This window comes from Pseudomonas sp. E141, from assembly GCF_052659885.1.
This window is the reverse complement of sequence record NZ_CP084024.1, coordinates 2,676,764-2,702,205: the sequence shown is the minus strand read 5'-3', so window position 1 is coordinate 2,702,205 and position 25,442 is coordinate 2,676,764. Positions and strand designations below refer to the sequence as shown.

Annotated in this window: 24 protein-coding genes and 2 pseudogenes; 12 read left to right on the top strand and 14 right to left on the bottom strand. The window is 61.7% G+C overall.

Annotated elements, in window-relative coordinates:
* Positions 1-24: 24 nt before the first annotated feature.
* Positions 25-2,025, bottom strand: a complete 2,001-nt coding sequence (locus GKKCFE_RS12085) for a peptidase U32 family protein (protein ID WP_076384537.1) — start codon at positions 2,023-2,025, stop codon at positions 25-27.
* Positions 2,026-2,142: 117 nt separating this feature from the next.
* A complete protein-coding gene (locus GKKCFE_RS12080; protein WP_139050017.1) occupies positions 2,143-3,711 on the bottom strand; it encodes a sensor domain-containing diguanylate cyclase in 1,569 nt (522 codons plus the stop codon).
* A 221-nt stretch (positions 3,712-3,932) separates the two neighbouring features.
* Between GKKCFE_RS12080 and GKKCFE_RS12075 the strand changes: the two genes are divergently transcribed.
* The 3 genes from GKKCFE_RS12075 to GKKCFE_RS12065 are packed head-to-tail and all read left to right on the top strand — an operon-like array spanning position 3,933 to position 5,337.
* Entirely contained in the window at positions 3,933-4,499 is a 567-nt protein-coding gene (locus tag GKKCFE_RS12075; protein WP_419417042.1) for a chalcone isomerase family protein, read from the top strand.
* Complete coding sequence (locus tag GKKCFE_RS12070; protein ID WP_445577893.1) at positions 4,496-5,035, top strand: DUF3833 domain-containing protein; 540 nt, start codon at positions 4,496-4,498, stop codon at positions 5,033-5,035. The genes GKKCFE_RS12075 and GKKCFE_RS12070 overlap by 4 nt, the downstream gene beginning before the upstream one ends.
* Positions 5,032-5,337: a DUF6482 family protein gene (locus tag GKKCFE_RS12065; RefSeq protein WP_047229154.1), complete on the top strand. Its 306-nt coding sequence runs from the start codon at positions 5,032-5,034 to the stop codon at positions 5,335-5,337. The genes GKKCFE_RS12070 and GKKCFE_RS12065 overlap by 4 nt, the downstream gene beginning before the upstream one ends.
* A gap of 28 nt (positions 5,338-5,365) precedes the next feature.
* Here the strand turns inward: GKKCFE_RS12065 and GKKCFE_RS12060 are convergent, their stop codons facing one another.
* Genes GKKCFE_RS12060 through GKKCFE_RS12035 form a run of 6 tightly spaced genes read right to left on the bottom strand, consistent with a single transcriptional unit; the run spans position 5,366 to position 10,331 of the window.
* Entirely contained in the window at positions 5,366-5,854 is a 489-nt protein-coding gene (locus GKKCFE_RS12060) for a DUF2878 domain-containing protein (RefSeq protein ID WP_047229153.1), read from the bottom strand.
* Positions 5,854-7,122: a class I SAM-dependent methyltransferase gene (locus GKKCFE_RS12055; RefSeq protein WP_445577892.1), complete on the bottom strand. Its 1,269-nt coding sequence runs from the start codon at positions 7,120-7,122 to the stop codon at positions 5,854-5,856. The genes GKKCFE_RS12060 and GKKCFE_RS12055 overlap by 1 nt, the downstream gene beginning before the upstream one ends.
* Positions 7,094-7,909 carry a DUF1365 domain-containing protein gene (locus tag GKKCFE_RS12050; RefSeq protein WP_339487957.1) on the bottom strand — a complete coding sequence of 272 codons (816 nt, stop codon included), beginning with the start codon at positions 7,907-7,909 and terminating at the stop codon, positions 7,094-7,096. The genes GKKCFE_RS12055 and GKKCFE_RS12050 overlap by 29 nt, the downstream gene beginning before the upstream one ends.
* Positions 7,906-9,153 carry an NAD(P)/FAD-dependent oxidoreductase gene (locus tag GKKCFE_RS12045; RefSeq protein WP_339487955.1) on the bottom strand — a complete coding sequence of 416 codons (1,248 nt, stop codon included), beginning with the start codon at positions 9,151-9,153 and terminating at the stop codon, positions 7,906-7,908. The genes GKKCFE_RS12050 and GKKCFE_RS12045 overlap by 4 nt, the downstream gene beginning before the upstream one ends.
* A gap of 3 nt (positions 9,154-9,156) precedes the next feature.
* Positions 9,157-9,912 carry an SDR family NAD(P)-dependent oxidoreductase gene (locus tag GKKCFE_RS12040; protein ID WP_322833976.1) on the bottom strand — a complete coding sequence of 252 codons (756 nt, stop codon included), beginning with the start codon at positions 9,910-9,912 and terminating at the stop codon, positions 9,157-9,159.
* Positions 9,909-10,331, bottom strand: a complete 423-nt coding sequence (locus GKKCFE_RS12035) for a nuclear transport factor 2 family protein (RefSeq protein ID WP_047229149.1) — start codon at positions 10,329-10,331, stop codon at positions 9,909-9,911. The genes GKKCFE_RS12040 and GKKCFE_RS12035 overlap by 4 nt, the downstream gene beginning before the upstream one ends.
* Before the next feature lie 429 nt (positions 10,332-10,760).
* On the opposite strand from GKKCFE_RS12035, the gene GKKCFE_RS12030 reads away from it, so the two are divergent.
* The 6 genes and pseudogenes from GKKCFE_RS12030 to GKKCFE_RS12005 all read left to right on the top strand — a co-directional run bounded on the left by GKKCFE_RS12030 (position 10,761) and on the right by GKKCFE_RS12005 (position 15,676).
* Entirely contained in the window at positions 10,761-12,101 is a 1,341-nt protein-coding gene (locus GKKCFE_RS12030; protein ID WP_339487949.1) for a flavin-containing monooxygenase, read from the top strand.
* Positions 12,101-12,511 (top strand): RidA family protein, encoded by a 411-nt coding sequence (locus GKKCFE_RS12025; protein WP_003201555.1) that lies wholly within the window; start codon positions 12,101-12,103, stop codon positions 12,509-12,511. The genes GKKCFE_RS12030 and GKKCFE_RS12025 overlap by 1 nt, the downstream gene beginning before the upstream one ends.
* 12 nt (positions 12,512-12,523) lie before the next feature.
* Positions 12,524-13,198 (top strand): DUF1028 domain-containing protein, encoded by a 675-nt coding sequence (locus tag GKKCFE_RS12020; protein ID WP_339487947.1) that lies wholly within the window; start codon positions 12,524-12,526, stop codon positions 13,196-13,198.
* Positions 13,191-14,360 carry an acetylornithine deacetylase gene (gene argE, locus GKKCFE_RS12015; RefSeq protein WP_076384553.1) on the top strand — a complete coding sequence of 390 codons (1,170 nt, stop codon included), beginning with the start codon at positions 13,191-13,193 and terminating at the stop codon, positions 14,358-14,360. The genes GKKCFE_RS12020 and argE overlap by 8 nt, the downstream gene beginning before the upstream one ends.
* A 102-nt stretch (positions 14,361-14,462) precedes the next feature.
* Positions 14,463-14,585 (top strand): annotated as a pseudogene (locus GKKCFE_RS12010) (hypothetical protein); the annotation flags it as partial.
* 50 nt (positions 14,586-14,635) lie between these two features.
* Positions 14,636-15,676 carry an ABC transporter substrate-binding protein gene (locus GKKCFE_RS12005; protein WP_139050023.1) on the top strand — a complete coding sequence of 347 codons (1,041 nt, stop codon included), beginning with the start codon at positions 14,636-14,638 and terminating at the stop codon, positions 15,674-15,676.
* Positions 15,677-15,708: 32 nt separating this feature from the next.
* On the opposite strand, the gene GKKCFE_RS12000 is transcribed toward GKKCFE_RS12005, so the two are convergent.
* The 5 genes and pseudogenes from GKKCFE_RS12000 to GKKCFE_RS11980 all read right to left on the bottom strand — a co-directional run bounded on the left by GKKCFE_RS12000 (position 15,709) and on the right by GKKCFE_RS11980 (position 20,850).
* Entirely contained in the window at positions 15,709-16,620 is a 912-nt protein-coding gene (locus GKKCFE_RS12000) for a LysR substrate-binding domain-containing protein (protein WP_076384559.1), read from the bottom strand.
* 210 nt (positions 16,621-16,830) lie between these two features.
* Positions 16,831-18,033: an NAD(P)/FAD-dependent oxidoreductase gene (locus tag GKKCFE_RS11995; protein WP_339487944.1), complete on the bottom strand. Its 1,203-nt coding sequence runs from the start codon at positions 18,031-18,033 to the stop codon at positions 16,831-16,833.
* Positions 18,034-18,277: 244 nt separating this feature from the next.
* Positions 18,278-18,652 (bottom strand): response regulator transcription factor, encoded by a 375-nt coding sequence (locus tag GKKCFE_RS11990; protein WP_139050024.1) that lies wholly within the window; start codon positions 18,650-18,652, stop codon positions 18,278-18,280.
* Between the two features lie 100 nt (positions 18,653-18,752).
* Positions 18,753-19,403 (bottom strand): response regulator transcription factor, encoded by a 651-nt coding sequence (locus tag GKKCFE_RS11985; protein ID WP_047229141.1) that lies wholly within the window; start codon positions 19,401-19,403, stop codon positions 18,753-18,755.
* Positions 19,400-20,850 (bottom strand): annotated as a pseudogene (locus GKKCFE_RS11980) (sensor histidine kinase). Before GKKCFE_RS11980 ends, GKKCFE_RS11985 begins: the two are co-directional and overlap by 4 nt.
* A 460-nt stretch (positions 20,851-21,310) precedes the next feature.
* Here GKKCFE_RS11980 and GKKCFE_RS11975 point away from each other — a divergent pair.
* The gene (locus GKKCFE_RS11975; protein WP_107322446.1) at positions 21,311-22,252 is read left to right on the top strand and encodes a LysR substrate-binding domain-containing protein; all 942 of its coding nucleotides are present in this window, start codon (positions 21,311-21,313) and stop codon (positions 22,250-22,252) included.
* A gap of 25 nt (positions 22,253-22,277) precedes the next feature.
* Here GKKCFE_RS11975 and GKKCFE_RS11970 read toward each other — a convergent pair whose 3' ends face one another.
* Positions 22,278-23,288, bottom strand: a complete 1,011-nt coding sequence (locus tag GKKCFE_RS11970) for a GlxA family transcriptional regulator (protein WP_047229184.1) — start codon at positions 23,286-23,288, stop codon at positions 22,278-22,280.
* Between the two features lie 151 nt (positions 23,289-23,439).
* Here GKKCFE_RS11970 and GKKCFE_RS11965 point away from each other — a divergent pair, with 151 nt between their 5' ends.
* Complete coding sequence (locus tag GKKCFE_RS11965) at positions 23,440-24,432, top strand: helix-turn-helix domain-containing protein (protein ID WP_076384565.1); 993 nt, start codon at positions 23,440-23,442, stop codon at positions 24,430-24,432.
* 69 nt (positions 24,433-24,501) lie between these two features.
* Positions 24,502-25,434, top strand: a complete 933-nt coding sequence (locus tag GKKCFE_RS11960) for a SphA family protein (protein WP_339487932.1) — start codon at positions 24,502-24,504, stop codon at positions 25,432-25,434.
* Positions 25,435-25,442: the final 8 nt, after the last annotated feature.

The following is a 25,442-nucleotide window of genomic DNA, read 5'->3' as shown; positions in this document are numbered from 1 at the left end:
GGGAGCGAGCCTGCTCGCGATAGCTTAATGCGGCGCGCGAGGGATCGTCTTGAGCAGGTCTTCCGGGCTGATGTGACCGACGATGGGCTCCGCGCTGCTGCCCGGCAGCGGCAGGTCGAGGATGTGCCCCTTGATCTTGCCGACCACATGCATCTCGCAGGGTTTGCAGTCGAACTTCAGCGTCAGCACCTCGTCACCATGGATCAACTGCATCGGCGCAACCTTGGTGCGCACGCCGGTGACGCCCTTGGCCTGCTTGGGACAGAGGTTGAACGAGAAACGCAGACAGTGCTTGGTGATCATCACCGGTACTTCACCGGTTTCTTCGTGGGCTTCGAACGCCGCATCGATCAGTTTCACACCGTGGCGATGATAAAAATCCCGGGCCTTCTGGTTGTAGACGTTGGCCAGGAACGACAGGTGCGACTCCGGGTACACCGGCGGTGGATTGGTCTCGGCCTTGCGCCCCCCTCGGGGATGGGCCTCGACACGGGCGGTGGTCAGGGCTTCGATGACTTCGCGGCGCACTGCCTTGAGCTGCGAGTTGGGAATGAAATACGCCTGGGGCGCATCCAGCTCGATGGCGGTGGCGTGGTACTCGGTGGTGCCCAGTTGGCCGAGCAGGTCGTGCAGTTGCTCCAGCGCCTGCTCCGGCTTGTTCGCCAGGCCGAATGGCCCGTCCAGGCTGACGCTGGCGCTGACGCCTTCCTCGCTGGTAGCAGTCAGCTCCAGGCGCTCTTCACGCAGGCGTGCGACCCAGGCAACGCCCACCCGGCGCTCGGCGGAGGTCTTGAGCAGCGCTTGCTGCCAGTTGTGGTCCAGGTTACGACTCAGCGGGTGGTTGGGGCGTAATGTGTGCAACCCTGCCGGCATTTCATTGGGCTCGACGCGGTAGCGGTAACGCTTCTGGCCGTCTTCCTCGAATTCGCCCTTGGGCTCGGCGATGTTGGCGCGAAAACCCACCACTTCACGCTTGACCAGCACGTTGAGGCCATCGCCGTTGGACAGCGGATCAAAGGTCACGACTTGCAGGTCACGCTTGCCGACTTTCTCCACCACGCCCACCGGCACGCCGGTAAAGGTCGGGGAATCGAAGGCGCCGATGTCGATCTTGCGCTCGCTGACGAAGTAGTCGGTGCTGCCGCGGTGGAACGTCTTCTCCGGGTCGGGCAGGAAGAAGTGCGCGGTGCGACCGCTGGAGGCGCGGGCCAGGTCCGGACGGTCTTCGAGGACATCGTCCAGGCGCTGGCGGTAGTAGGCGGTGATGTTCTTCACATAGCCCATGTCCTTGTAGCGTCCTTCGATCTTGAACGAACGCACACCGGCTTCGACGAGGGCGCGGATGTTGGCGCTCTGGTTGTTGTCCTTCATCGACAGCAGGTGCTTCTCATAGGCAACCACCCGGCCCTGATCATCCTTGAGGGTGTAGGGCAGGCGACAGGCCTGGGAGCAATCGCCACGGTTGGCGCTGCGGCCGTTCTGGGCGTGGGAGATATTGCACTGGCCGGAAAACGCCACGCACAGCGCGCCGTGGATAAAGAACTCGATGGCCGCGTCGGTTTCGTCGGCGATGGCGCGGATTTCCTGCAGGTTCAACTCCCGTGCCAGTACCAGTTGGGAGAAACCGGCCTGATCAAGGAACTTTGCCCGTGCCAGGGTACGGATGTCGGTCTGGGTGCTGGCGTGCAGTTCGATCGGCGGGATGTCCAGCTCCATCACCCCTAAATCCTGGACGATCAACGCATCGACACCCGCATCGTACAACTGGTGGATCAACTGGCGGGCCGGCTCCAGTTCGTTGTCATGCAGGATGGTGTTGATCGTGGTGAACACCCGGGCGTGGTAGCGATGGGCGAACTCCACCAACCGGGCGATATCACTCACCTCGTTACAGGCGTTGTGACGCGCGCCGAAACTCGGGCCACCGATGTACACGGCGTCAGCGCCATGCAGGATGGCCTCGCGGGCGATGGTCACGTCGCGGGCGGGGCTGAGCAATTCCAGATGATGTTTGGGCAAGGACATTTGTTTTTAGTCAGGCTGATCACGGTCGAAGCGCGCATTGTAGCCGCCAGGCGCCCGGCCGGCACCTGTGGACTTGGATTTGCGCGATATGACCGATATGCGGCTTCGCCCCGTGGGTCATCCCGGCGAAGCATCAGGGCTGCACCAGCGGTTTCTCCCGGTGTTTTTTGCCAGATACAAGAACGCATCAGCGGCCTTGATCAGCATGGCCGGGGTCACGTCCTCGGTGCTTGGCCGGCAGGTGGTGATGCCCGCGCTGGCGGTGACCAGGCCCAAGGGATGGTCGCCGTGTTCGATGTTCAGCGCCCTGATGGACTCCAGAATCTCTTGTGCGATCGTGGCGGCCCCCGCGCTGTGGGTGTCGGGCAGCAAAATGGTGAATTCTTCACCCCCGTAGCGCACCGCCAGGTCGCCGGGCCGTTTGATCGCTTGCTGGATCGCCCCCGCGATCGCGCGCAGACAGTCGTCCCCGGCAGCATGGCCGTATTTGTCGTTGTAGCGTTTGAAGTAATCGACATCAAGCATGATCAAGGCCAAGGAGGCGTGCTGACGCCTGGCCCGGCGAATCTCATCGGCCAATGCAATGTCCAGCCGTCTGCGGTTGCCCAAACCGGTCAGGCTGTCGGTCAGTGCCATGTCCCGCATGGTTTGGTGGGCGCTGCGAATCTGTTTCTCCATGGTCATTCTGTAGCGCAACTGGCTCAACACAATCAGCCCGAAGCCGACGAGTATCACGATCAGGAATATCAGTACGAAGCCGGTCTTGAGCAGATCGTGACGCCAGGGGGTGATGATCGATTCGCGAGACAATCCGGCCTCGACCACCAGCGGATAAGTGGTCAAGGCTCGGTAGCCATAAATGCGTTCAGTGCCGTCGACGACGGCCCTGGCCTCGGCGACGCCCTGATTGGAGTTGGGCAAGTGGTCACGGAAGATCACGCTATTGACCAGGCTCTTGCCGACCACCGAGGCGACGAAGGGCCGCCGGACCAGAATCGTGCCATCTCGAAGGGCCAGGACCAGGGCTCCCTTGTCGTCGATCTTGAAGTCGCCGTAGTAGTCCACGAAATAGCTGACCTTGACCGTTCCCAGCAACACACCGGCGAACGAGCCGTCAGGATTGTTCAAGCGGCGGGAGATGGGGATGATCAGGTCATTGGTGGATCGGCTCCTGATCACTTCGCCGATCCGCACGCTTCGGTCCTCGTGGGTGCGGTGATACTGGAAGTAGTCGCGGTCGGCATTGTTTGCCGAGTCTGGCGTTGTTTGCTTGTCTGTCACTATCCACTGCCCGTCGGGGCCGTAGATAAACAAACCGTGCAACTGCGGCATGATGGCCGACTGTTGCACCAGCAGTTTATGGATGCGCGGGATGTCGATGTTCTGCAGGCCATCGCCTTCCACTCGCTCGCTGAGTGCTGCGGTCACCACGTCCACTTGCCGGATGGTGTCTTCGGCGTGCTGGGCCGTCGCTCGCGCCAGGTTTGTCACCGAATCGCGGGCCGAGGCAAAGGCAGAGCGATAGTCACGCCATGTTCTCCAGCCTTCAACGGCCAGGAACACCATCACCACCACCAGCATGAAAGTGATGGTGAGCCGCAGGGCAGCTCCGGCCCGCGCTACCTGAGGGGGAAAGGATTCGTCAGCACTTTCTTTCTTTAGCTGCGGCCGTTCACGTCCGAGCATTAACATTTCCTTCTACAGCATCGCGACTGCGCATTATTAGGGCGCAGGCTACCTTATCCGATAACAGCACGTTAGCTGAAGGATTCGAGGCAGGCACAGATCGCCAAAGCACGGGTGGATATAAAAGGCCATAACTCGCGGATCCACTCAAAAAAGCTGTACAAATCATACTTCATGTACAACTATTGAGCGACCTTCGGCAATCCAGTGATGTTTTTTCAATGGCAAGGTCGTTTGCGTTCAAGAAAAGCCTGAGCCGGTTCATGGCCTGCGTTTTGGTGCTTTACGCCAGCCAGGCTCTGTGCGACTGGCGCACGGTACTGCCTGACGCCCGTCTGGTGGGGCAAGCCGATTATTCCTGGTACGGGTTCGATCTCTACCAGGCCAGGTTATGGAGTGCGACCTCGCAACCCAGCCTGGAAACGCCGCTGGCACTTGAGCTGAATTACCGCCGCACGATCAGCAAGCAAACCTTGGTGCAAGCGAGCATCGAGGAGATGCGCCGAATCGCGGGTAAATCCCTGGACCCAGTACAGCTCGACAGCTGGAGCGATGACATGCGGCGGTCCTTCGTCGACGTCAGGCCAGGCAGTCAAATCACCGGGCTTTACCTGCCCGGCAAGGGTTGCCGCTTTTATGTCGACGGGCGCTTGACCCATGAAGTCGCCGACTCATCGTTCGCTCGAAGTTTCTTCGCCATCTGGCTCGATCCCCGCACCCGGCATCCGGAGTTGCGGCAACAGCTGCTGGGGCTCAATAACGCGCGCGTAGGGGGGCAAACACCATGACTCGGCTAATGGTTGGACTGCTTTTAATGATGAGTTTGACCAGTTGCGGGAACGTGAATGTCGATCGTTATGCCGACCAGCAACCGCAGCTGGATCTGGTGCGCTTCTTCAGTCAGCCAATCAAGGCCTGGGGCATCTATCAAAAACGTTCCGGCGAGGTCATCAAGCGTTTCGAGGTTGAGATATTGAGTCACCGTGAAGGTGAACGGCTGATTCTCGATGAGCGCTTTCTCTACAGTGATGGCAGCCGACAACGGCGCGTATGGACGCTGACCCCCGATGGCCCGGGGCTCTGGCGCGGTCGCGCCGACGATGTGATCGGCGAGGCGCGGGGAGAGGTGGCCGGCAACGCGCTGCGCTGGCGCTATCGATTGAACCTGCCAGTAGACGGATCGACTTACGAAGTGACTTTTGACGACTGGATGTACTTGATGGACGAAGACACGATGATCAACCGCTCGAGCATGAGCAAGTTTGGCGTCGAGTTGGGCCAGGTCACGCTGTTTTTCCGTCGTCAGGGCGGGGGCGCGCCATGAACCTGCAAACCCTGATCGAGCTGGCCATCGAAGGCCGGGTACACGAGCTGGAGTTATGGTCGCTGGAGGGCGGTATCTACGTGTTGCGTGCGCGACTGGACCGCGGGTTTCGTACGTTGCTCGACGACTCCGGACGAACATTGCATTTGCGATCCACCACCCATTTGCGTGAGTTGCTGCGTGACGCGCCGCGGTTACCCTGCATGTTGGTACAGCATGTCGTTCACGACGAAATGTGTGGCCAGCGCGAGGGGCCGATAGAGCCTTTGCGTGTGCCACTTTTTCTGGATGAACCTTGGTAATAATGTTCGCCTGGCGCGGGTTCTGACCTCAGTGGGGATCAGCCAGGCGCAACGCCAACGGCAGCCAGAGTGCCCACAGGGGCGCCAACACCAGAGCGGTTCCCACGATGCCAAGCGGCAGCGCAACGCCGGCCAGTGGAGCGCCTGCGCAATAGGCCAGCGGACCGCCGACCATGCCCACCAACGCACCGCGCCAAACAGGCTGTACGGCCCAGGCCAGGCTGTGCCGCAAGCTTGTGGCAAACACCAGCCAGAGCAGCGCAAGCCAGAGGGGCAGGGCGGTCTGAGCGAATCCGAACAGACCCAGCACACCCAGGCTCCAGTCCAGCACCATGCCGCACAGCCCCACGCGCATCACTGCACGCAACTCGGCCCGGGGCTGTGGACAGAAGCTCAGGTGAGCCAGCAATCCTGCCGCCACAGCCAGGAGCCACCAGGCATTCTGTGCGCCCAGTACACAACCCCACCAGCCCAACTGGACCCAGAGTGCGTTGACGATCAGGCCCGCGCGACTCATCAAGGCTCCCGCCGCTCCAGCAAAGAGAGCTGACGCGCCCCGGGAGCGGCAAAGAGCAGTTGCGCGACGCCGATGGCACGCTCCTGGAATCCGCCTTCGCAGTAACACAGGTAGAACTCCCACAGGCGTTGGAAGGTTTCGTCGTAACCCAGCTCCAGCAGCGCTTGGCGTGATTGCCGGAAGTTCTCGTGCCAGTGCTTCAGCGTGCGGGCGTAGTGCGCGCCGAAGTCTTCCAGGTGCAGCAGGTTGAGCGGTGTTTGACGGCTGGCGGTGTTTAGCAGAACGGACAACGATGGCAGCGCGCCGCCGGGAAAAATATGCCGCTGGATGAAGTCCACCGAGCGGCGTGCCTGCTCATAACGCTGGTCGCGAATGGTGATGGCTTGCAGCAACATCAGGCCGTCATCCTTGAGCAGAGCGCAGCAGCGTCGGAAGTATTCGGGTAAATAGCGATGACCGACAGCTTCGATCATTTCGATCGAGACCAGCTTGTCGTAGCGCCCCTCCAGATCGCGATAGTCCTTGCACAGCACCTCAATGCGCTGCTGCAGACCCAGTGCCTCGACGCGCCGGCAGGTATGGGCGTACTGCTCGTGCGACAACGTTGTGGTGGTCACCTTGCAGCCATATTGGCTGGCAGCATAAATCGCCAGGCTGCCCCAGCCGGTGCCGATTTCCAGCAGGTGGTCGCCAGGCCGCAGGTCGAGCTTGCGACAGATGCGTTCGAGCTTGTTGAGCTGGGCTTCTTCCAGGCTTTGTTCGGGGCTTTCGAACATGGCGGCCGAGTACATCATGGTGGGATCGAGCAAACGCTCGAACAAGTCATTGCCCAAGTCGTAATGGGCAATGATGTTGCGCCGAGAGCCGCGCCGGCTGTTACGGTTGAGCCAGTGCAGCCAACGCAGCACCGGGCGGCCGAGGCGAGCCAGACCACTGTCCATCGCATCGAGCACGTCCAGGTTGGCGACGAACACGCGGGTCACCGCCGTCAGGTCGTTGCTGCGCCAGTACCCCTGGATATAGGCCTCACCGGCGCCGATCGAACCGTTACTGGCGAGCATGCCCCAGACGGCGTCGTCAAGAATTTCGACTTCGGCCTGCAGAGCACTGGCCGGATCGCCGAAGTTTAGCGATTCCCCATCGAGCAGCAGGCGCAAGTGGCCTTGGCGCAGGTGTCGTAATTGGCCGAGAACGACTTGCTTGAAGACGCCGCCGTTGAACAGGCGAAAGCTGCCGGCCTTAGTAACGCTCAGGGTGGGTTCGGGCATGGTCGGGGTCCTTGTGGGCGGTTTCGCCGACGCTCAGGCCGTTTTGGCTGGCCTGATGGTCGTGCAGGGGCGTGCGTTTGAAGAGCAGGCGCAGGGCCTGCCAGTAAATGGCGCTCAAGGTGCGCAGGCTCATCCACGGGAAGGCCAGGAAGTGACGACGCACAGCCGCGGCATCGAGAGGTTGGCGCTTGAGCGCAAGGTCGGCCTCGAACACCTTGCTGCCATCGCGCCAGTTCTCCATATGCACCCGGATATGTGAGTCCGCGATCAGAAAGCGCATGCGGTAGTCCATGTCCCGAGGCAGGAACGGTGATACATGGAACGCCTTGGCCACCCGGAACGCATGGGGTTCACCGGGGCTTACCGGCAACACATAGTGATAGCGCTCGCGCCATGGGGTGTTGCGGACCTCACAGAGAATGGCCGCCAGACGCCCATCGGTTTCGTGGCAGAAATAGAAACTCACCGGATTGAAGGACAGCCCCCAACTGCGCGGTTGGGTCAGCAGCTGGATTGCGCCTTCGGGCGCGGTGCCCAGGGCCTGGGCAAGCAATTCGCGCACCGCGTCGACCAAGGGGACGCCCAGACGTGTGCGAGCGGGCAGGTAATCGCGCTCGCGCCAGCACAGCGGTGCCAAGGGCCACCCTCGCAGCAGGCGGGACAGGCCCAGCACCTGGCTTTGTTCGGCGAGGTCCAGATAAAGCATGCCGATGGGGTATCGGAATCCATGGGCGCGGGGTGAATAGCGGCGATGGTCGATCCAGCCGCGGCACAGGCTGCTGTTCAAAGGTATTCTCCAAAATGCCCGGCCACATCCAGCGCACTGACCACACCGTCTTCGTGGAAACCATTGGCCCAATAGGCGCCGCAGAAATAACTGTGCTGACGCCCTTGCAGATCACCCTGGCGAGCCTGGGCGGCGACGCCGGCGAGGCTGTATTGCGGATGGGCATACTCGAAGCGAGCCAGGACCTTGGTCGGATCCACCACGTCACTCTGATTGAGGCTCACGCAGAAGGTCACCGGGGCGTCCAGACCTTGGAGGATGTTCATGTTGTAGGTCAGCGCAGCAGGCGCTCGCACCGAACCACCCAGTCGGTAATTCCAACTCGCCCAGGCCTGGCGGCGCTGCGGCAAGACACCGGTGTCGGTATGCAGCAGTACTTCGTTGCTGGCGTAGGCCAGGGCACCGAGCACCTCACGTTCCGCTTTGCTTGGCGTTTCAAGCAGCGCCAGGGCCTGGTCGCTGTGGCAGGCAAACACCACTTTGTCGAAACGCTCAAGTCCCGCCGCGCTGAGTATGTTCACCCCTGTCGCGTCGCGGCTCACGCGCTGCACCGGGCAGTTGAGCCGGATATGCTGGCGAAAGTGCGCGCATAACGGGTCGATATAACCCCGCGAGCCGCCCTCGATCACTCGCCATTGTGGCCGTCGGTTGACCGATAGCAGGCCGTGGTTATGGCAGAAGCGCACGAAGAACTGCAGCGGAAACTCCAGCATTCTGGCAGGCGACATCGACCAGATCGCCGAGCCCATGGGCACGATGTAGTGGTCGATGAACCGTTGTCCATAATTGTGGACATACAGGTAATCGCCCAGCCGGGTGGTGCTGTCGATGCGCTGCGCCTTCAAGTCGGCCGTGGCCTGCCGGTTGAATCTGAGGATGTCCTGCAACATGCCCCAGAAGCTCGGCGACAGCAGGTTGCGTCGTCGGGCGAAAAGGCTGCGCAGGGTATGCCCCTTGTACTCCTGGCCGGTGGCCGGGTCATGCACCGAAAAGCTCATTTCAGTGGCATGGGAAGTCACGCCCAGTTGGTCCAGCAAGCGGATGAAGTTCGGATAGGTCCAGTCGTTGTAGACAATGAAGCCGGTGTCTACGCCATAACGCTGGCCTTGCCATTCCACGTCCACGGTGTGGGTGTGGCCGCCGATCCGGTCGTCGGCTTCGAACAGGGTGATCTGGTGCTGGCGAGCCAGCAGGTACGCGCATGTCAGCCCGGATATGCCGCTGCCAATGATTGCGATGCGCATGTTTCAAGACTCCTGGGAAGAGCGTGCCAGGCGCCGGCCAAGGGCCAGGCGCCAACGGGCGGGCAAGCGTCCGAGCAGGCGTAGGACGAAGGTGAAGGACCATGGGAAAGCGATGTCCAGCGGTCGCGCGGGCAGGCGCTGGGCGATATGCTGCGCCGCGCGTTGTGCCGACCAGCGCATGGGCATCGGAAAGTCATTGCGACGGGTCAGCGGAGTGTCGACGAAACCGGGGCTTACCAAGGTGACATCGATGCCCTCGGCGGCCAGATCGATGCGCAACGATTCGAACAAATAGCGCAACGCCGCCTTGGACGCGCCATACGCGCCGGCACGCGGCAAGGCCAGCCAGGTCACCGCGCTGCACACCCCCACCAGGTGCGGGCGCTGGCCTCGGCGCAGCAAGGGCAGGGCGGCTTCCAGGCAGTGGCTGGTACCCAGCAGGTTGGTGGTCAGTACCCGTTCGACCAGTCGCGTGTCGAAGTGCCCCGGCTCCAGGTATTCGCAGGTTCCGGCATTGAGAATCACCAGGTCCAGCGCCCCCCATCGAGCGTCGATGGTACGGCAGATATCGGCCACTTGCGCTGGATCGGTCAGGTCTCCCGGCAGCACCAGGACCTGATCCTCATAGCGAGTCGCTAACGCTTGAAGGGGTGCGACCTGGCGCGCACTCAGCGCCAGACGGTGTCCTTGCTCAAGAAGCTGCGAGGCCAATGCTGCACCGATACCGCTACTGGCGCCGGTCAACCAGATGCGACTCATGCCAGCCTCCGCTTCAGCCAGCCGATCACCGAGCCAAACAGTGGAAGGTGCTCGTAGAGCAGGGCACCGGCGTCGAAGAAGTCCTGGTGTAGGTAGACCCGTTCGTTCCAGCGCAAATAACTGCAGCCTTGCAGGGAGATGAGTGCGCCTCCGGCCAGACGTGGGTGGCTGTAATGCAGCGTCCAGCGTAGATAGCCCTCGCCGGGGCCGACCTCATCAAAACCATGAAAGTCGTAGCGCACCTGATCGACGTTGGCATACATCTGCGCGAAGTAGTTGCGCAGGGCAGGCAGGCCTTCGATCCGATGCAATGGGTCCTGGAACTTAATGTCAGCGCTGTAGAGGGTATCGAGCTCGGCCAGGTGACTGGCGTCCAGCTCGGCGAAGGCGCGGGCAAAACGCTGGAGGTAGGCAGACATGTCAGGCTCCGAATTATTGTACAGGTAGTTATTCCTGTACAAGTTTTCGAAGCCTACTGCACGACTTGTACGTTTTAAAGTGTTTTGTATAGGTATTTGTAAATTTGTATAACTTTGCTGCTGAACGAGCCCGGTCATGATCGGGCTCGGCTGGTTCAGTGCAACGGCTGAATGTCAGTCAAGTGCGTTGCAGAAACCACGAATCGCTTCGCAGGCCTGGCGCAAAGACGCATCGTCCAGGGCGTAGGCGATACAGCAGTTTTTTCCTTGCCTGCAACGATAAAAACCCTCGTTTCGCAAATTCCCGCCTGCCGACAGAATCGCTTCGACACCTCTTGTCGATCGTCGCAAACGCAGAACTACAAAAAATCCAAACCCGAGGCGGCGTCATGCCGGCCTGAACCATCCCACTGCCGGAAGTGCACAGACATGCCCGTTGAGACCCTACAGATAGATACGCTTGTTATAGGCGCCGGCCAGGCCGGCGTGGCCATGAGTGAACATTTGAGCCGCCAGGGAGTGCCTCATCTTGTGGTGGAGCGCAACCGCATTGCCGAGGCCTGGCGCACCGCGCGTTGGGATTCGCTGGTGGCTAACGGCCCGGCTTGGCATGACCGCTTCCCGGGGCTGCAATTCCAGGGGCTCGACCCTGATGCCTTCGCCACCAAGGATCAAGTGGCCGATTACTTCCAAACCTATGCCAATACATTCAACGCACCGATCCGCACCGGTGTGGAGGTCAGGAAGGTACAGCGTAATGTCGGCCGCCCAGGCTTCAGCATTGAAACCAGCGAGGGCCCGATCGAGGCCATCCACGTGGTGGTCGCCACCGGGCCCTTCCAACGGCCGGTGATTCCACCTATCGCCGCGGATATGGCGCAAGTCACCCAGATGCACTCCGCCCAATACCGCAATCCCCGGCAACTCGCCGAGGGCGCTGTGCTGGTGGTCGGGGCGGGCTCGTCGGGGGTACAGATCGCCGATGAGTTACAGCGCGCCGGCAAGCAGGTGTACCTCTCGGTGGGCGCCCATGATCGCCCGCCACGGGCCTATCGCAACCGGGATTTCTGCTGGTGGCTGGGTGTGCTCGGCGAGTGGGATGCGGAGGCCGTCCAGCCGGGCAGGGAGCATGTGACCATCGCCGTGAGCGGTGCCCGCGGAGGCCATACGGTGGACTTTCGCAGGCTGGCCCATGAGGGCATCACCCTGGTGGGCCTGACGAAGTCGTTCAACGGTAGCGTCGTGACGTTTGAACCCAACCTTGCCGAAAATATTGCCCGTGGCGATGAAAACTATCTGGCGCTGCTGGATGCCGCCGATGCCTACATTGCCCGCAACGGCCTGGACCTGCCGCCGGAGCCAGAAGCCCGCCGGCTGTTGCCTGACCCGCACTGCCTGACCCATCCGATCCTGGAACTGGATCTGGTGGACACTGGGGTGACCACCATGATCTGGGCCACCGGCTACTCGGTGGATTACAGCTGGCTGAAGGTCGACGCGCTGGACGCCAACGGCAAGCCACGGCACCAGCGGGGTGTTTCCAGCGAACCGGGTGTGTATTTCGTCGGCCTGCCCTGGCTGTCACGGCGCGGGTCGGCGTTCATCTGGGGCGTGTGGCATGACGCCCGGCATATCGCTGACCACATCGTGAAACAGCATACCTATCTCAACTATCGAGACGCTTCGCAGCGCCAGAACGACGACGTTCAAGCCCCGGCGCTCGATAGCGATTCGAACAGTTCGAAAACCAGCCTCATGGGAGTCCGTTGATGCCTACCCACACTCGCATCCGCATGTTCAACACCAAAGACACCTATCCCAACCAGACGCTGGACAACGACTTGTGCCAGGCCGTGCGCGCCGGCAATACCGTCTACGTGCGCGGTCAGGTTGGCACTGATTTCAACGGCCAGTTGGTAGGCCTGGGCGATCCGCGTGCCCAGGCTGAACAGGCCATGCGCAACGTCAAGCAATTGCTGGAAGAGGCCGGCAGCGACCTGAGCCACATCGTCAAGACCACCACTTACCTGATCGACCCGCGCTATCGCGAGCCGGTGTACCAGGAGGTGGGCAAATGGCTCAAAGGGGTGTTTCCGATTTCCACCGGGCTGGTGGTCAGCGCCCTCGGCCAGCCGCAATGGCTAATGGAAATCGACGTGATCGCAGTGATCCCCGAATAAGGAGAGTGGAGCATGACTTTTTCCATTGTCGGGCGCTGCGCCGAGACGGGCCAGTTGGGCATCGCCATCAGTTCCTCGAGCATTGCCGTCGGCGCCCGTTGCCCCTGGTTGCGGGCTGGTGTCGGCGCGGTGTCGAGCCAGAACATCACGCTGCCGGCCCTGGGTCCGCAGATCCTCGACGAACTGGCCGGCGGCCTGGCCGCCCAAGAGGCTGTCGACCGCGCCCTGGCGCGCAATGGCTACAGCCAGTACCGCCAGGTGGCGGTGGTGGATGCCCACGGGCGCACGGCGATTTTCAGCGGCAGTCACGCCTTGGGCACCCATCGCGCGCTGGCCGGTGAGCAATGTGTGGCGGCCGGCAATCTGCTGGCCAGTATGGACGTGATCGACGCCATGGTTGCCGCATTCGAACACAGCGAAGGTTGCCTTGCCGCGCGCCTGCTGAGCGCGTTGCAGGCCGGGCAGAGCGCAGGTGGTGAAGCCGGAGCGGTGCATTCTGCGGCGCTGTCGGTGGTGGATGAACTCACCTGGCCGATCGTCGATTTGCGTGTCGACTGGGCCGAGGAAAACCCCATTGGTGAGCTGGAAAAACTGTGGCTGGCCTATCAACCGCAACTGCAGGACTACCTGACCCGCGCCCTCGATCCGACCCTGGCCCCCAGCTACGGAGTGCCGGGTGATGAGTGAGCTGCGCAGCCGCGCACTGCTCGCCAGCCTCGTGGGCTTTGCCACGGTCAGTCGCGAGTCGAACCTGGCGCTGATCGAGTTCGTGCGTGGCTACCTCCACGATCTGGGCGTGAGTTGCGAACTGATCTACAACCCCGAGCGGACCAAGGCCAACCTGTTGGCGAGCATCGGCCCAGCGGTGCCCGGTGGAGTCGTGCTGTCCGGTCATACCGATGTAGTGCCGGTGGACGGACAGCACTGGACGGTCGATCCGTTTTGCCTGAGCGAGGTCGGCGGCAAGCTGTACGGCCGGGGCACCGCCGACATGAAAGGCTATTTGGCTTCAGTGCTGGCGGCGGTGCCGATGTTCCTCGCCAGCCCGCTTCGCCGGCCCGTGCATCTGGCGTTCTCCTATGACGAAGAGGTCGGTTGCCTGGGCGTGCGCAGTCTGCTGCAAGTGCTGGCGCAACGCATTCCCCAGCCTGCGTTGTGCCTGATCGGCGAGCCCACCCAACTCCAACCGGTGTTGGGCCACAAGGGCAAGTTGGCGATGCGTTGCCATGTCAAAGGGGCGGCCTGTCATTCGGCCTATGCGCCCTACGGGGTGAACGCCATCGAGCAGGCAGTGCGCCTGATCGGTCGGTTGGGGGAGATCGGCGCGAATCTGGCCGAACCTTCACAGCACGATGCGCGCTTCGATCCGGCGTACTCCACGGTGCAGGTGGGCGTGATCCAGGGCGGTACCGCGTTGAACATCGTCCCGGCCGATTGCCGCTTCGATTTCGAAGTGCGCGCCTTGCCGGATTTCGCCCCAGAAGTCGTCGTCGAGCAATTGCGCGATTACGCCGAGCAGGCGTTGCTGCCGGCGATGCGGGCCGTGCAGGGCGACACCGCGATCCGGTTTGAACCACTGTCCGCCTACCCGGGCCTGGCAACCCGACCTGACAGCGCCGCTGCGCGTCTGGTGGCCGAGCTGTGCGGCAGTGATGCCTTCAGCACCGTGGCATTCGGCACCGAAGGCGGCCTGTTTGATCAGGCCGGAATCCCGGCGGTGGTCTGCGGCCCCGGCAGCATGGATCAGGGGCACAAAGCCGATGAATACGTGAGCGTTGAACAGATGGCGGCCTGCGACCGATTGATGGATCGCCTGGCGAGCCATCTCAGCGAACCCAACGACTTCTGAGACAAGGAATTTGCGGTGAACGATTTCAATGTTTGGAAAACCCGGGCCGCGCAACTGCGCCTGAAGGATAACGCCCTGATTGACGGCCTGCCTCGTGAGGCTGGCACTCTGGGCCGGATGATCATGGCCCCGGCGCTGGTAGCCAGCCATGCCGACATCAACGAACTGGTCGACAAGACCCGTATTGCTGTAGATCGCACCGCCCGCGCTTACGGTCGCCTCTGAGTCCCGTCGCCGGCTCGTGCGGGCGAGCCGGCCTTTCGAGGAACCGCTTCATGTCCAGATCCTTGCGTTGCAATATCGCGTGTGCCCTGGTGCTGCTGAGTAGCAGCGTCCTGGCCGCGCCACAGAGCCTCACCGTGATCTCCTTTGGTGGCGCCACCAAGCAGGCCCAGGACAAGGCCTACTTCCAACCCTTCAACGCCAGCGGTGCAGGAAGCATTGTCGCCGGCGAATACAATGGCGAGTTATCGAAGATCAAGGCCATGGTCGCGGCCGGCCACACCAGTTGGGATGTGGTCGAAGTCGAAAGCCCCGAGCTGTTGCGCGGTTGTGAGGAGGGCCTGTTCGAAAGGCTCGATCTGAGCGCCTTGGGTGATCCGGCGAATTTTGTGCCGGGAACACTCACCGAATGTGGCGTGGCCACGTATGTCTGGTCGATGGTCCTGGCCTATGACCAGAGCAAGTTGGCCAAGGCCCCCAAGTCCTGGGCGGATTTCTGGAACGTCACCGAATACCCGGGCAAGCGCGGGTTGCGCAAGGGAGCCAAGTACACCCTGGAAATTGCCTTGCTGGCCGACGGGGTCGAGGCGCAGGAGTTGTACAAGGTGCTCAACACCCCCGAAGGCGTGTCGCGGGCGTTCGCCAAGCTGGATCAGATCAAGCCGAACATCCAGTGGTGGGAGGCCGGTGCGCAACCGGCACAGTGGCTAGTGGCGGGGGACGTGGCGATGAGCGCTGCCTACAACGGTCGTATCGCTTCGGCGCAAAAGGAAGGCATGAAGCTGAGTATCGTCTGGCCGCAAAGCCTGTATGACCCGGAGTACTGGGCGGTGGTCAAGGGCACGCCGAACAAGGTTCTGGCCGAGCAATTCATTGCCTTTGCCAGCCAGCCGCAGGCGCAGAAGGTGTTCTCGGAAAACATCCCTTATGGGCCGGTGCATCGCAAGGCGCTGGCGTTGTTGCCTGGAGCGGTCCAGGAGCAGTTGCCTACCGCCGAGGCCAACCTGGCCGAAGCCCGGGCCGTGGATGCCGAATTCTGGGTTGACCATGGTGAGGAACTGGAGCAGCGCTTCAACGCCTGGGCCGCTCGCTAGTCACAACGTTCCATACGCCTTCAATGGCTGGCTCAGGCCAGCCATTGTTTGAACTGCTCTTTGCAGTAATCCACGAACAACTGCGCAGGTTTGGTCAAATGCGCGCGCTTGAGCCATCCTGCCACCAGGGCCGAACCGGTGACGTCCTCGGCGATGTTGACGCACACCACTTGCTGCCCATCGTAGGTGCAGGTGGAATGTGGCCGGGTTACCAGCAGCGCAAAGCCGAACGATTGCCCGACCATGCCGCGCACCATTTCGATCGAGGGTGAGCTGAAAACAATGTTCGGTGTCAGGCCCAACTCTTCGAATATGCTCACGAAATAGGTCCGGCTGGGTTGCACGTCCAACAGAATCATCGGCTCCAGCGCCAGATCGCGCAGGGACACCTGAGCCTGGCTGGCAAAGCGGTGCTCCGCCGGCAGCAGCGCGTAAGGTTGTTGCGGCGCCATCAGCGCCTCGGTCTCGATGGTGCCGTCGAGGTCGTGCTCATAAAAAATCGCCAGATCAAAACGGCCCCCCGTCAAACCTTGCACCAGTTCCTGTTGCTCGCCGTCCTGTAGACGGATCTCCACGCCGGGGTAACGCTGGCGAAAACCGGCGATCAATCGTGGCAAGTACAGGGGCGCGACAGTCTCGAAACAGCCAATGTCGATCTGACCGCTGACCACGTCGTTGTCGGCCAGCGCGTTCTGCTCGAACTCTCGCGCCATGCGCAGCAGTTCCTGGGCTTTGCGATAGAAGCGAGCGCCGCTGGGGGTTAGCGACACACCCTGGGCGTGGTGACGGATGAGCAACTGCACGCCGAAACTGTCTTCCAGCCCTTTGACGGCGGTCGCAATCGAGGGCTGGGCGATGTACAGCTTGCGGGAGGCTTCGGCGACGCTGCCACATTCGACGGTGGTGACGAAGTACTTCAGCTGACGCAAGGAATAGGACGCCAAGGCACACCTCGATCCGGATGATTTTTGCCTACCTTACCTTGTGCACAGAGGGCAGTGGGCGGGCATTGCGACGGATTTTACTGGGCAGTGACGATATTCAGGCTGGCTTGGGGACGAGCGCCTGAAAAAAACGCCTGCCCAAGCATCATCGGCAGGCGTCTGGGAAAGACCGGCGCAGAAAGGAGGGACTGGCCGGGGTCGGAAACGGACTCAGGCCACCGGGATCAACGGGTCGGCGGCGGCCAGGGCGGTCGTGCGATCAGCCGCAGGCGGATAGATCCACACGGTGTTGATCTGGGTCTTGAGCTCCTTGGCTTCCTGCCCGACCAACTTGAGCTGGCGATCCCAACCCTCGGTATACACCGCGCCCCAGGCACCCAGGTCCAGACAGGTCACGTACTTGGGTTGGCTGTAGGCCATCGGCGCGACGCCCAACAAGTCGGCCGCGACGTTGTTGCCGGCATAGCGGCCCAGGGCGATGGCGTGCTGGCAGGACATGGCCGCGTAGTTACCCAGGGTGTCGGTGGCGGCATAGGCCACGTCGCCGGTGGCAAATATGTCGTTCTGGCCCAGGACTTTCAGGTTGGCATCGACGTGCAGGCGACCCTGGCGATCGCGAGTGCCGGGTATCTGTTGGGTCAACGGACTGGCGCGGAACCCCACGGTCCAGATCACAGTATGGGACTCGATACGCTGGCCGCTCGACAGGGTGACGCCACCGGCATCCACCGATTCGACCGAGTCGTTGACGATCCACTCGATACCCAGATGCTCGGACGCTTGGACAATGGACGGACGAATGCCGTCGCCCAACGCTGCGCCGATCTGCGACCCGCGATCCACCACGATGACCCGGATGTTAGCGTCTTCACCCAGGACCGCGCGCAGGCGTGCCGGCATTTCGGTGGCGGTTTCGATCCCGGTAAAGCCTCCGCCGGCCACCACCACGGTGTTGCGGGCCGGGCTGTCCGGAAGATTTTTCAGGGACTTGATATGGGCTTCGAGGCGGGTTGCCTGTTCGATTTCATCAACGTCGAAGGCATGCTCGATCATGCCTTCAAGGTCTGGGCGGACCAGTTGGCTGCCCGCCGCGAGCACCAGGCGGTCGTAGCCCAGGCTGCCCTCGGTGCCGAACACATCCACGTAGCCAACCTGTTTGTTGTCGACATCGATACGGCTCGCCGAACCTTGTACGAATTTCACGCCCACCGCGTCGAACAGGCCACCCAGTGGGGCGGCCATGGTGTGGACGTCCGGCTCATAGAAACGAGGACGGATGCGCAGCTCAGCCTGGGGGGCCAGGACGCTGATCTGCACGTCATTACGATCGTGTTGGTCCAGCAGCCGGGCGGCGCTCAATGCGCTCCAGACCCCGCCGAAACCTGCGCCAACAACCAGAATATGTTGTTTCATGATGAGCTCCCGAAGACAAAATCGATACGTTGAATTGTTTAACTGTTTCAGCGTGACCGTGTCGCGAACTACTCCAAAAGCGCCTGGCTGCAATGAGTTGCCATCGAGCACATTCAATTTCAGTTCGCTGTAGGGAAGCTTATTGGCAGGGCCTGTGTTTAACACTTCTACATAAGGTCATCCGGCCTATGCCTGGGTAGGGGGGATCTATACAAAGGTATGAGGTCGCGACGATGGCGCGGCATCAGGAAGGCCGGCCAACTACCGATTCGATGCAGGCGATCAATTGAGCGCAGTCGAAGGGCTTCGGGAAAAACGCCACCGGCTCGGGCGCCCCGGCGCTGACACGGGGTGGCACGCCAGGGTATCCGCTAATGAAAATGATCGGGATATGAATGCCCAGGGTCGACAGTCGATCGTACATCTGAATACCGGTCATGCCAGGCATTTGAATATCCGATATCAGGCACGCTGTGTTTTCAAGTTCACAAGAAGATAAAAAGTCCAAGGCGCCCGCATATGTTGTAACCCGATATCCGTGGGAACGTAACAAGCCATCCAGTGCAATTCGAACTGACTCGTCATCATCAACAATTGAAATAGTTGCGGTATTGGACATGTCGATACCTGGGGTGATATCAGGTAGCCATAAAGGCGCCTGTATCACTGCAAGATACGCCGTCCAATAGTCCCGCCAAGTATACGTGTGTATGAACTTTCTACTGCTCGCCGCGCCATTCCAGCACCTGGGCCATGCGGACCAGATCGGCAAACGAGCCTGCGCACATTTTGCGCATGGCTTGGCCGCGGTGAATCTTGACCGTGATTTCGCTCAAGCCCAGTTCCCCGGCGATCTGCTTGTTCATCAGGCCTGACGCCGCCAGCGCCATGACCTGTTGCTCGCGCGGGGTCAATGTGGTGTAACGGTCAAGCACTTGCTGATGGCTGCGTTCGGCGTCGCGCCGCCGGCAGTCCTGTTGATGGGCGGCGGTCACGGCGTCGATCAGGTCTTGTTCGCGAAACGGCTTGGCGAGGAAATCCACGGCACCGGCCTTCATCGCCCGCACGGTCATGGCGATGTCACCGTGGCCGGTCATGAACACGATGGGCAGATGGACGTTGGCCGCGACCAGCGCCCGTTGGCACTCCAGGCCGCTGGTGCCTTGCAGCCGTACATCCAGAACCAGGCAACTGGGCAGGTCGGGCCTGGAATGGTTCATGAACTGTGCGACCGAATCGAACAGATGCACCTGCAGGCCGATGGAGCGCAGGAGGCTGCCGAGGGCTTCGCGCAGCGGTGCGTCGTCGTCAACGATATAAACGATGGGCTCGTTGCCGAGGACCGGTTTCGTGGGCTGCATGGCGTTCATTGCCCGCTCCCCGACACAGCGGTGCAAGTGAGCCGCGGCAGCGCGAACCTGAATGAGGTGCCTTGGCCGGCCTCGCTGGTCGCCCAGATCCTGCCGTCATGGAAGTCGATGATGGACCGGCAGATGGAAAGGCCCATGCCCAGACCGTTTTCCTTGGTGGTAAAAAACGCATTGAACAAGGACGGCAGGACCTCGGGGGCAATGCCGGTTCCGTGGTCAGTCACCTCCAGCAGCACTTCGTTATCCTCCATCCAGGTGCGTATGTGCAGGGTTCGTTCGTGTACCTTGACTGCGTCCATGGCGTGACAGGCATTGATAATCAGGTTGATGATCACTTGCTGCAGTTGCACCCGGTCTGCGCTGACCTGGCTGTCGGTCGCTGCCAGCTCCACCTTCGCCCGGACTTTATGATGAGCCAGTTGCTGCTGGACCAGGTTCAGGGTCTCGCGGACGATGTCGTCCAGCCGCTCGGGCTGGCGCACCGGGTCGCATTTGCGCGACAGCCTCTGATACCGCTGATGACCTCGCTGGCGCGACAGCCGTTGGCGACGATTCGGTCGAGGCAATCCAGGGCTTCCCCGAGATCGGGCTCCGGACGTTTGAGCCAGCGGCGGCAGGCCTCGCCACTGCTGGTGATGGCCGTCAGTGGCTGATTGACCTCGTGGGCGATGGACGCGGCCATTTCCCCCAGGGAGGTCAAGCGCGTGACGTGGGCCAATTGGCTCTGGGCGCGGAACAATGCGTCTTCGGCCTGCTTGCTGGCAGTGACGTCCATGAGCGCGCCCAAGTACTGGAAACGGCCATGCTGGACGAGCAGGGGGCTGGCGATCATGTGGATGTGCTTGATGCGCCCATCAGGCATCAGCAGGCGCAGCTTGACCTCGATCTGCGGTTCACCAGCGGCGGCCTGTTGGAAAACCCCGCGTGCCAACTCCAGGTCTTCAGGGTGAGTGCGCGCCAGCATCATCGACACCGTCGGTGTCTTGTTGGGCGAGTACTCGAAAATCCGTGCCGACTCCTGCGACCAGGTCAACGCTTGGCGATCGCCGCGAAAGCCCACGCTGCCGGTCTGGCTCAGGCGCTGGGCGCCGATCAGGTAAGCCTCGTTGTGCCGCAGGCTGTCGGAAGCCTGCTTGCTGCGCAGCGCCAGGAACGCAATGGCGGACAATGCGGTCAGGCAGCGAAAGAAACCGGTGGTCGATTCCCAGCGGTGATAGCCGCCGTTGTACAAGAACATCGCGGTGAGCAAGCCCATGCACATCAGCGCGACGGTGATCACCAGATTGATGGAGAACAGGTTGGCCGCCATCAATAACAAGGTGATGTACAGCAAGGTCGGCGCCAGGTCGGAATGGGTCTCGGAGTTGATGATGACAATCCCGCAAGCCACCACCAGGCCTACCAACCAGCCGAGGGCGTTGACCAGCGGATGGGTACTGATTCCCATCGACAGTCGCGGCCCCTTCTGGCATGGGGCGTATCGCAGGCTGTCATAGACGTTCTTGAGCATCGCGGAGGGTAGGGGCACGCTGGCAGACCTTTTGTTTTTACGTGGTCTCGCTCTGGGATGTCGGGGGCCAGAGCATCGGTTCGTATCTTAGAAGCGCCGCTTGGGCTGAGGTAGGACATAAAACCCTGAAATTCCGCCAGGCCGTGCCAATACTTTATTTGTGGCGAGGGGATTTATCCCCTCGCCACAAAGGCAGTGTTCGCCACAGGGCTTGGTATATACCGAAGTATCGATGATGTTGCCCAAAGGGTGGGGTGAGTGTCCCCACGTACAACAGACACTGGCTTGCCTCGGGGATTACGCTTTCAACACCTCGTCGCCGTAGGCCTTGATGGAGGGCGCAGGCGATGATCTTGTCCACTCCTGACTCAATGGCCTGGCGCCTGGGGCGACGACGATGATGAACAGAAATGACCTGCGTCGTGCTGACATCAATTTGCTGGTGGTCTTCGAAACCATGATGCACGAGCGAAACGTGACCCGCGTCAGCGAAAAGCTGTTCCTCGGCCAGCCAACGATCAGCAGTGCCCTGGCACGCCTGCGGTTGATGTTCGATGATCCCTTGTTCATCCGTTCGGGGCGGTTGATGGAACCGACCTCCCGGGCGCGGGAAATCTTCTCCAATCTATCACCGGCGCTGGACGGCATCGCCGCAGCCTTGAGCCGCTGCCAGGCGTTCGAGCCAGCCACCAGCGAGGCGACCTTCCATATCGGCCTTTGCGATGACGTCGAGTACGCACTGCTGCCGGAGTTGTTGCGGCGCCTGCGGGTCGAGGCACCGGGCACCACCTTGGTGGTGCGCCGGGCCGATCAATGGCAGGTGTCCCAGCTGTTGGCCAGCGGCGAGATATCCCTGGGCATCAGCCCGACCCTGGAGCTGCCGGCCAATGCCCGGCGCAAGACGCTGCGGCCGATTCGACCGATGCTGCTGCGCGCCGATTCGCAGCCCGGCGAACTGACCCTGGATGAATTCTGCCGTCGGCCCCATGCCGTCGTGTCGTCCATGGGCAATGTCATCGATGATTCGGACCGTGCGTTATGCCTGATGGGCCGACAGCGCCGGGTGGTGTTGACCGTGCCGCAGTTCAGCGCCTTGCCCGTGCTGTTGGCCGGGAGCGACATGATTGCTATCGTGCCGGATTACGTTGCCCTGGCGATGGCCGTGCTGGCTGGTATGCGGGCTCAAGCGGCCCCGATCTGTTTGCCCCAGCACGAGCTTTCCATGGTCTGGCGCGGTGCTTCGCACAATGATCCGGGGGAGCGTTGGCTGCGCTCCCGTTGCAGCGCACTCCTGGCTGAGCAGGGCGACTCGCAGGCGCGATCCTGGAAAGTGGCCTGACAGGCCAGTAGCGCAAGTTTCGCGCTTAACGGGAAAACCGGCTGCGATACTCGCGGGGGGAAATCGACAGGTGACGCTGAAATGTGTGACGCATTCGTTCCTCGTCACCGAAACCGCAGGCGCGGGCGATCTGGTCGATGTTGCGCTGAGAGTCTTCCAGCATTCGCCGCGCCGCCTCAAGGCGGAACATCTCGATGGCTTTGGCCGGGGTGCGGCCGGTCTGGCGTTTGTAGACCCGGGCAAAATTGCGCGGGCTCATCCTGGCCTCGCGGGCCAGTCGCTCGACGGTGAGGTTGTTGTCGTCCAGGTGTGCGCAAATCCACACGTGCAGTTCATCGAAGCCGGCGCTCTCCTGCATCTGCAATTGCAACAGTTGGCTGAACTGCGCCTGACCGCCGGGGCGTTTGAGAAACACCACCAGCTCACGGGCCACCTGCAGGGCCACGTCGCGACCGCAATCGGCTTCGACCAATGCCAAGGCCATGTCGATGCCCGCGCTGACACCGGCCGAGGTCCAGACGTTGTCCTGCTGGATGAAGATCGCATCAAGATCCACCTCAACCGACGGGAAACCACTCTTGAGCATCTCGCACATGGCCCAATGGGTGGCGGCCCGGCGTCCGTCCAGCAAGCCGGCCTGGGCCATGAGGAAAGTGCCGCTGCACACCGATGCGGTGCGCCTGGCCTGGACCGAGGCAATGCGCAGCCATTGCACCAGGTCGACACAGTCGATCATCGCCTGCCGAATGTCCGGTGCGCCGGGGACGATCAGCGTATCGATGAGCGTCCCGTCGAGCTCCCGCAGGGCACGGGTATCCACGACCAGGCCTTCGGCGCTTTGCATCAATCCGCCTGCCAGGCTGGCGGTGTGCATGGCGTAGCCGGGCAGGCCGCGTTCGGTCATGGCCTTGGTGGCGGCCCAGAACACTGTTTGGGCGCCGGTCAGGTCCAGCAAGCCCATCTGCGGATAGGCCAGGAATACCAGGGTGCGCGGTTGGGAAATGGACTCGGCGGCGAGGCCGACATCCAGGGTCATCTCGTTCATGATCGTTTCGCGCTGGGTGTTTGTCAGGGCCGGTGAAAGAGTCTATCCGTTTTCGGCACAATTGAACGAATGGCCTACCCAGCGGAATGGAACTTGCCTGAGCTTTGATCCATAAGCCCTGGAATCATCAAAGGTCGGGTCAATGAACAATGACAACATGGCGCAGCCAGCGGTCTCGTCGGAGGGACTGCCGATGCTGCCGATCAATCGGTTCCGCACCACAGACATCGACGAGCACGCCCGGAACATGGGCGGTTGGCAGGTTTGCTACGACCAGTTGACCCCCGGGCGCTTCGACGGCGAGTTGATCGAGTTCCGCTCGGAGTGGATGCAACTGGTGCGCGACCGCTCTAATCAGGCCCTGACCAAGCAAGGCACGGCTTGGGAGGGCGCCATCACCTTCAGCGTGCCGCTGAGTGCGGACGGGCCGGTCTTTTGCTCCGGGCACCCGATTGTCGAGCCCAGCCTGTTGGTCGCCCGTGGGCATAACTTGCCCGAGCTGCGCACGCCCCAACATCTGGATCTGCTCGGTGTCGCCATCGACGAGCAGGCGTTGGAGCATGTGCTGGAACGTCAAGGCAGCCGCTTTCGAATTACCGATCTTCCCAAGTGTTACCGTCTCGGCAACTCGACGCTGCCCGCCGAGCTTGCGGCGTTATTCGATGAGCTTGAAGGGGGCGAGCAGGGGCGTGACTCGTTGCTGGGTTACGAGTCGATTCGTCGTGGCCTGCGTGACACGGTGATGCTGCACATACTGGAACTGGTGGCACCGGACGAGGCACCGCCGCTCAATCCCACGGCGCGCAAGCGCATGGTCGACCGCGCCCGGGAGTACGCCTTGGCCCATGTCGATGAGCCGCTGTCGATCCTCGACCTGTGCAACCACATCGGGGCCAGCCGACGCAAACTGCAGTATTGCTTCCAGGAAACCCTGGGTATCAATCCGGTGGCCTATTTACGGGCGTTGCGCCTCAATGCCGTGCGTCGTGAACTGCGCAACGGGGATCAGGCTCTGGGCGTCCAGGAGGTGGCGGCACGCTGGGGCTTCTGGCACTTGAGCCGCTTTTCCAGCGATTATCGGGTGCTGTTCGGCGAGACACCTTCCCAAACCCTGCGTCGCACGCATCTGTGCTGAAAACGGATAACGGCTGACCAGCCGGCTCCCTAGGATGACCCCAACACCACAGGGTTGGAGGGGCATTCGATGAATCAAAATAAAAAAGCAAACGCCTGGCGCTGTACTTGGTTGACCTTGGGGCTGATCGGTATGGGGGGCGCTGCCCATGGCACCGAAAACGGTGCGCCGACCACGGCGGTCGGAGTCTATGATTTCGGCGCGGGCATGATGCCGCCGGCCACGCCCTTTGGCACCGTCGGCCTGCGCACCGCGTTCTATTCGGCCAACGTGCAGAAGGACCGCCACGGCAAGTCCGTGGACAACAATTTCTCCCTGGATGTGCTGTCCATCGGCGTCGCCTATATGCGCATGACCGATTACACCGTGTTGGGCGCCAAGTATGGCTTCGGCGCCGTCGTGCCGTTCTTCCAGATGGACGCTTCGGTGCAGGTGCAGACGCCAATCGGTCCGCTGGACCTTGAGGCCGATCCGTTTCGCATGGCCGACATCCAGTTGTTGCCGCTGATCCTGCAATGGACCCTCTCGCCCAACCTGTTCGTCAACACCCAGTTCCAGATCCAGGCACCGACCGGCAACTACGACAAGAACCGGCTGATTTCACCGGGGCTCAACCACTGGACCTTTTCGCCAATCCTCAACGCCACTTACATCTCCGACAGCGGCTTCGAAGTGTCTTCCAGTTTCGAAGTCGACATCAACACACGCAACCCGGCCACTGACTACAAGAGCGGCGTCGAGTACCGCCACGAATTCGCGGTGGGCCAACACGTCGGGCCCTGGACGGTGGGCGTGGGCGGGTATTACTACCGCCAGTTCAGCGATGACGATGCGCCAGGGCTGCAATCGGGCAATCGCGCCCGGGTGATGGCCGTCGGGCCGGCGGTGAGCTACTTCAAGCCCGGGATGCCGCCGGTATGGCTGCACGTCTACAAGGAGTTCGACGCGCGTAACCGTGCCGAGGGCTACACCACGGCACTGCGCATTTCTCACAGTTTCTAAAGGGGCTC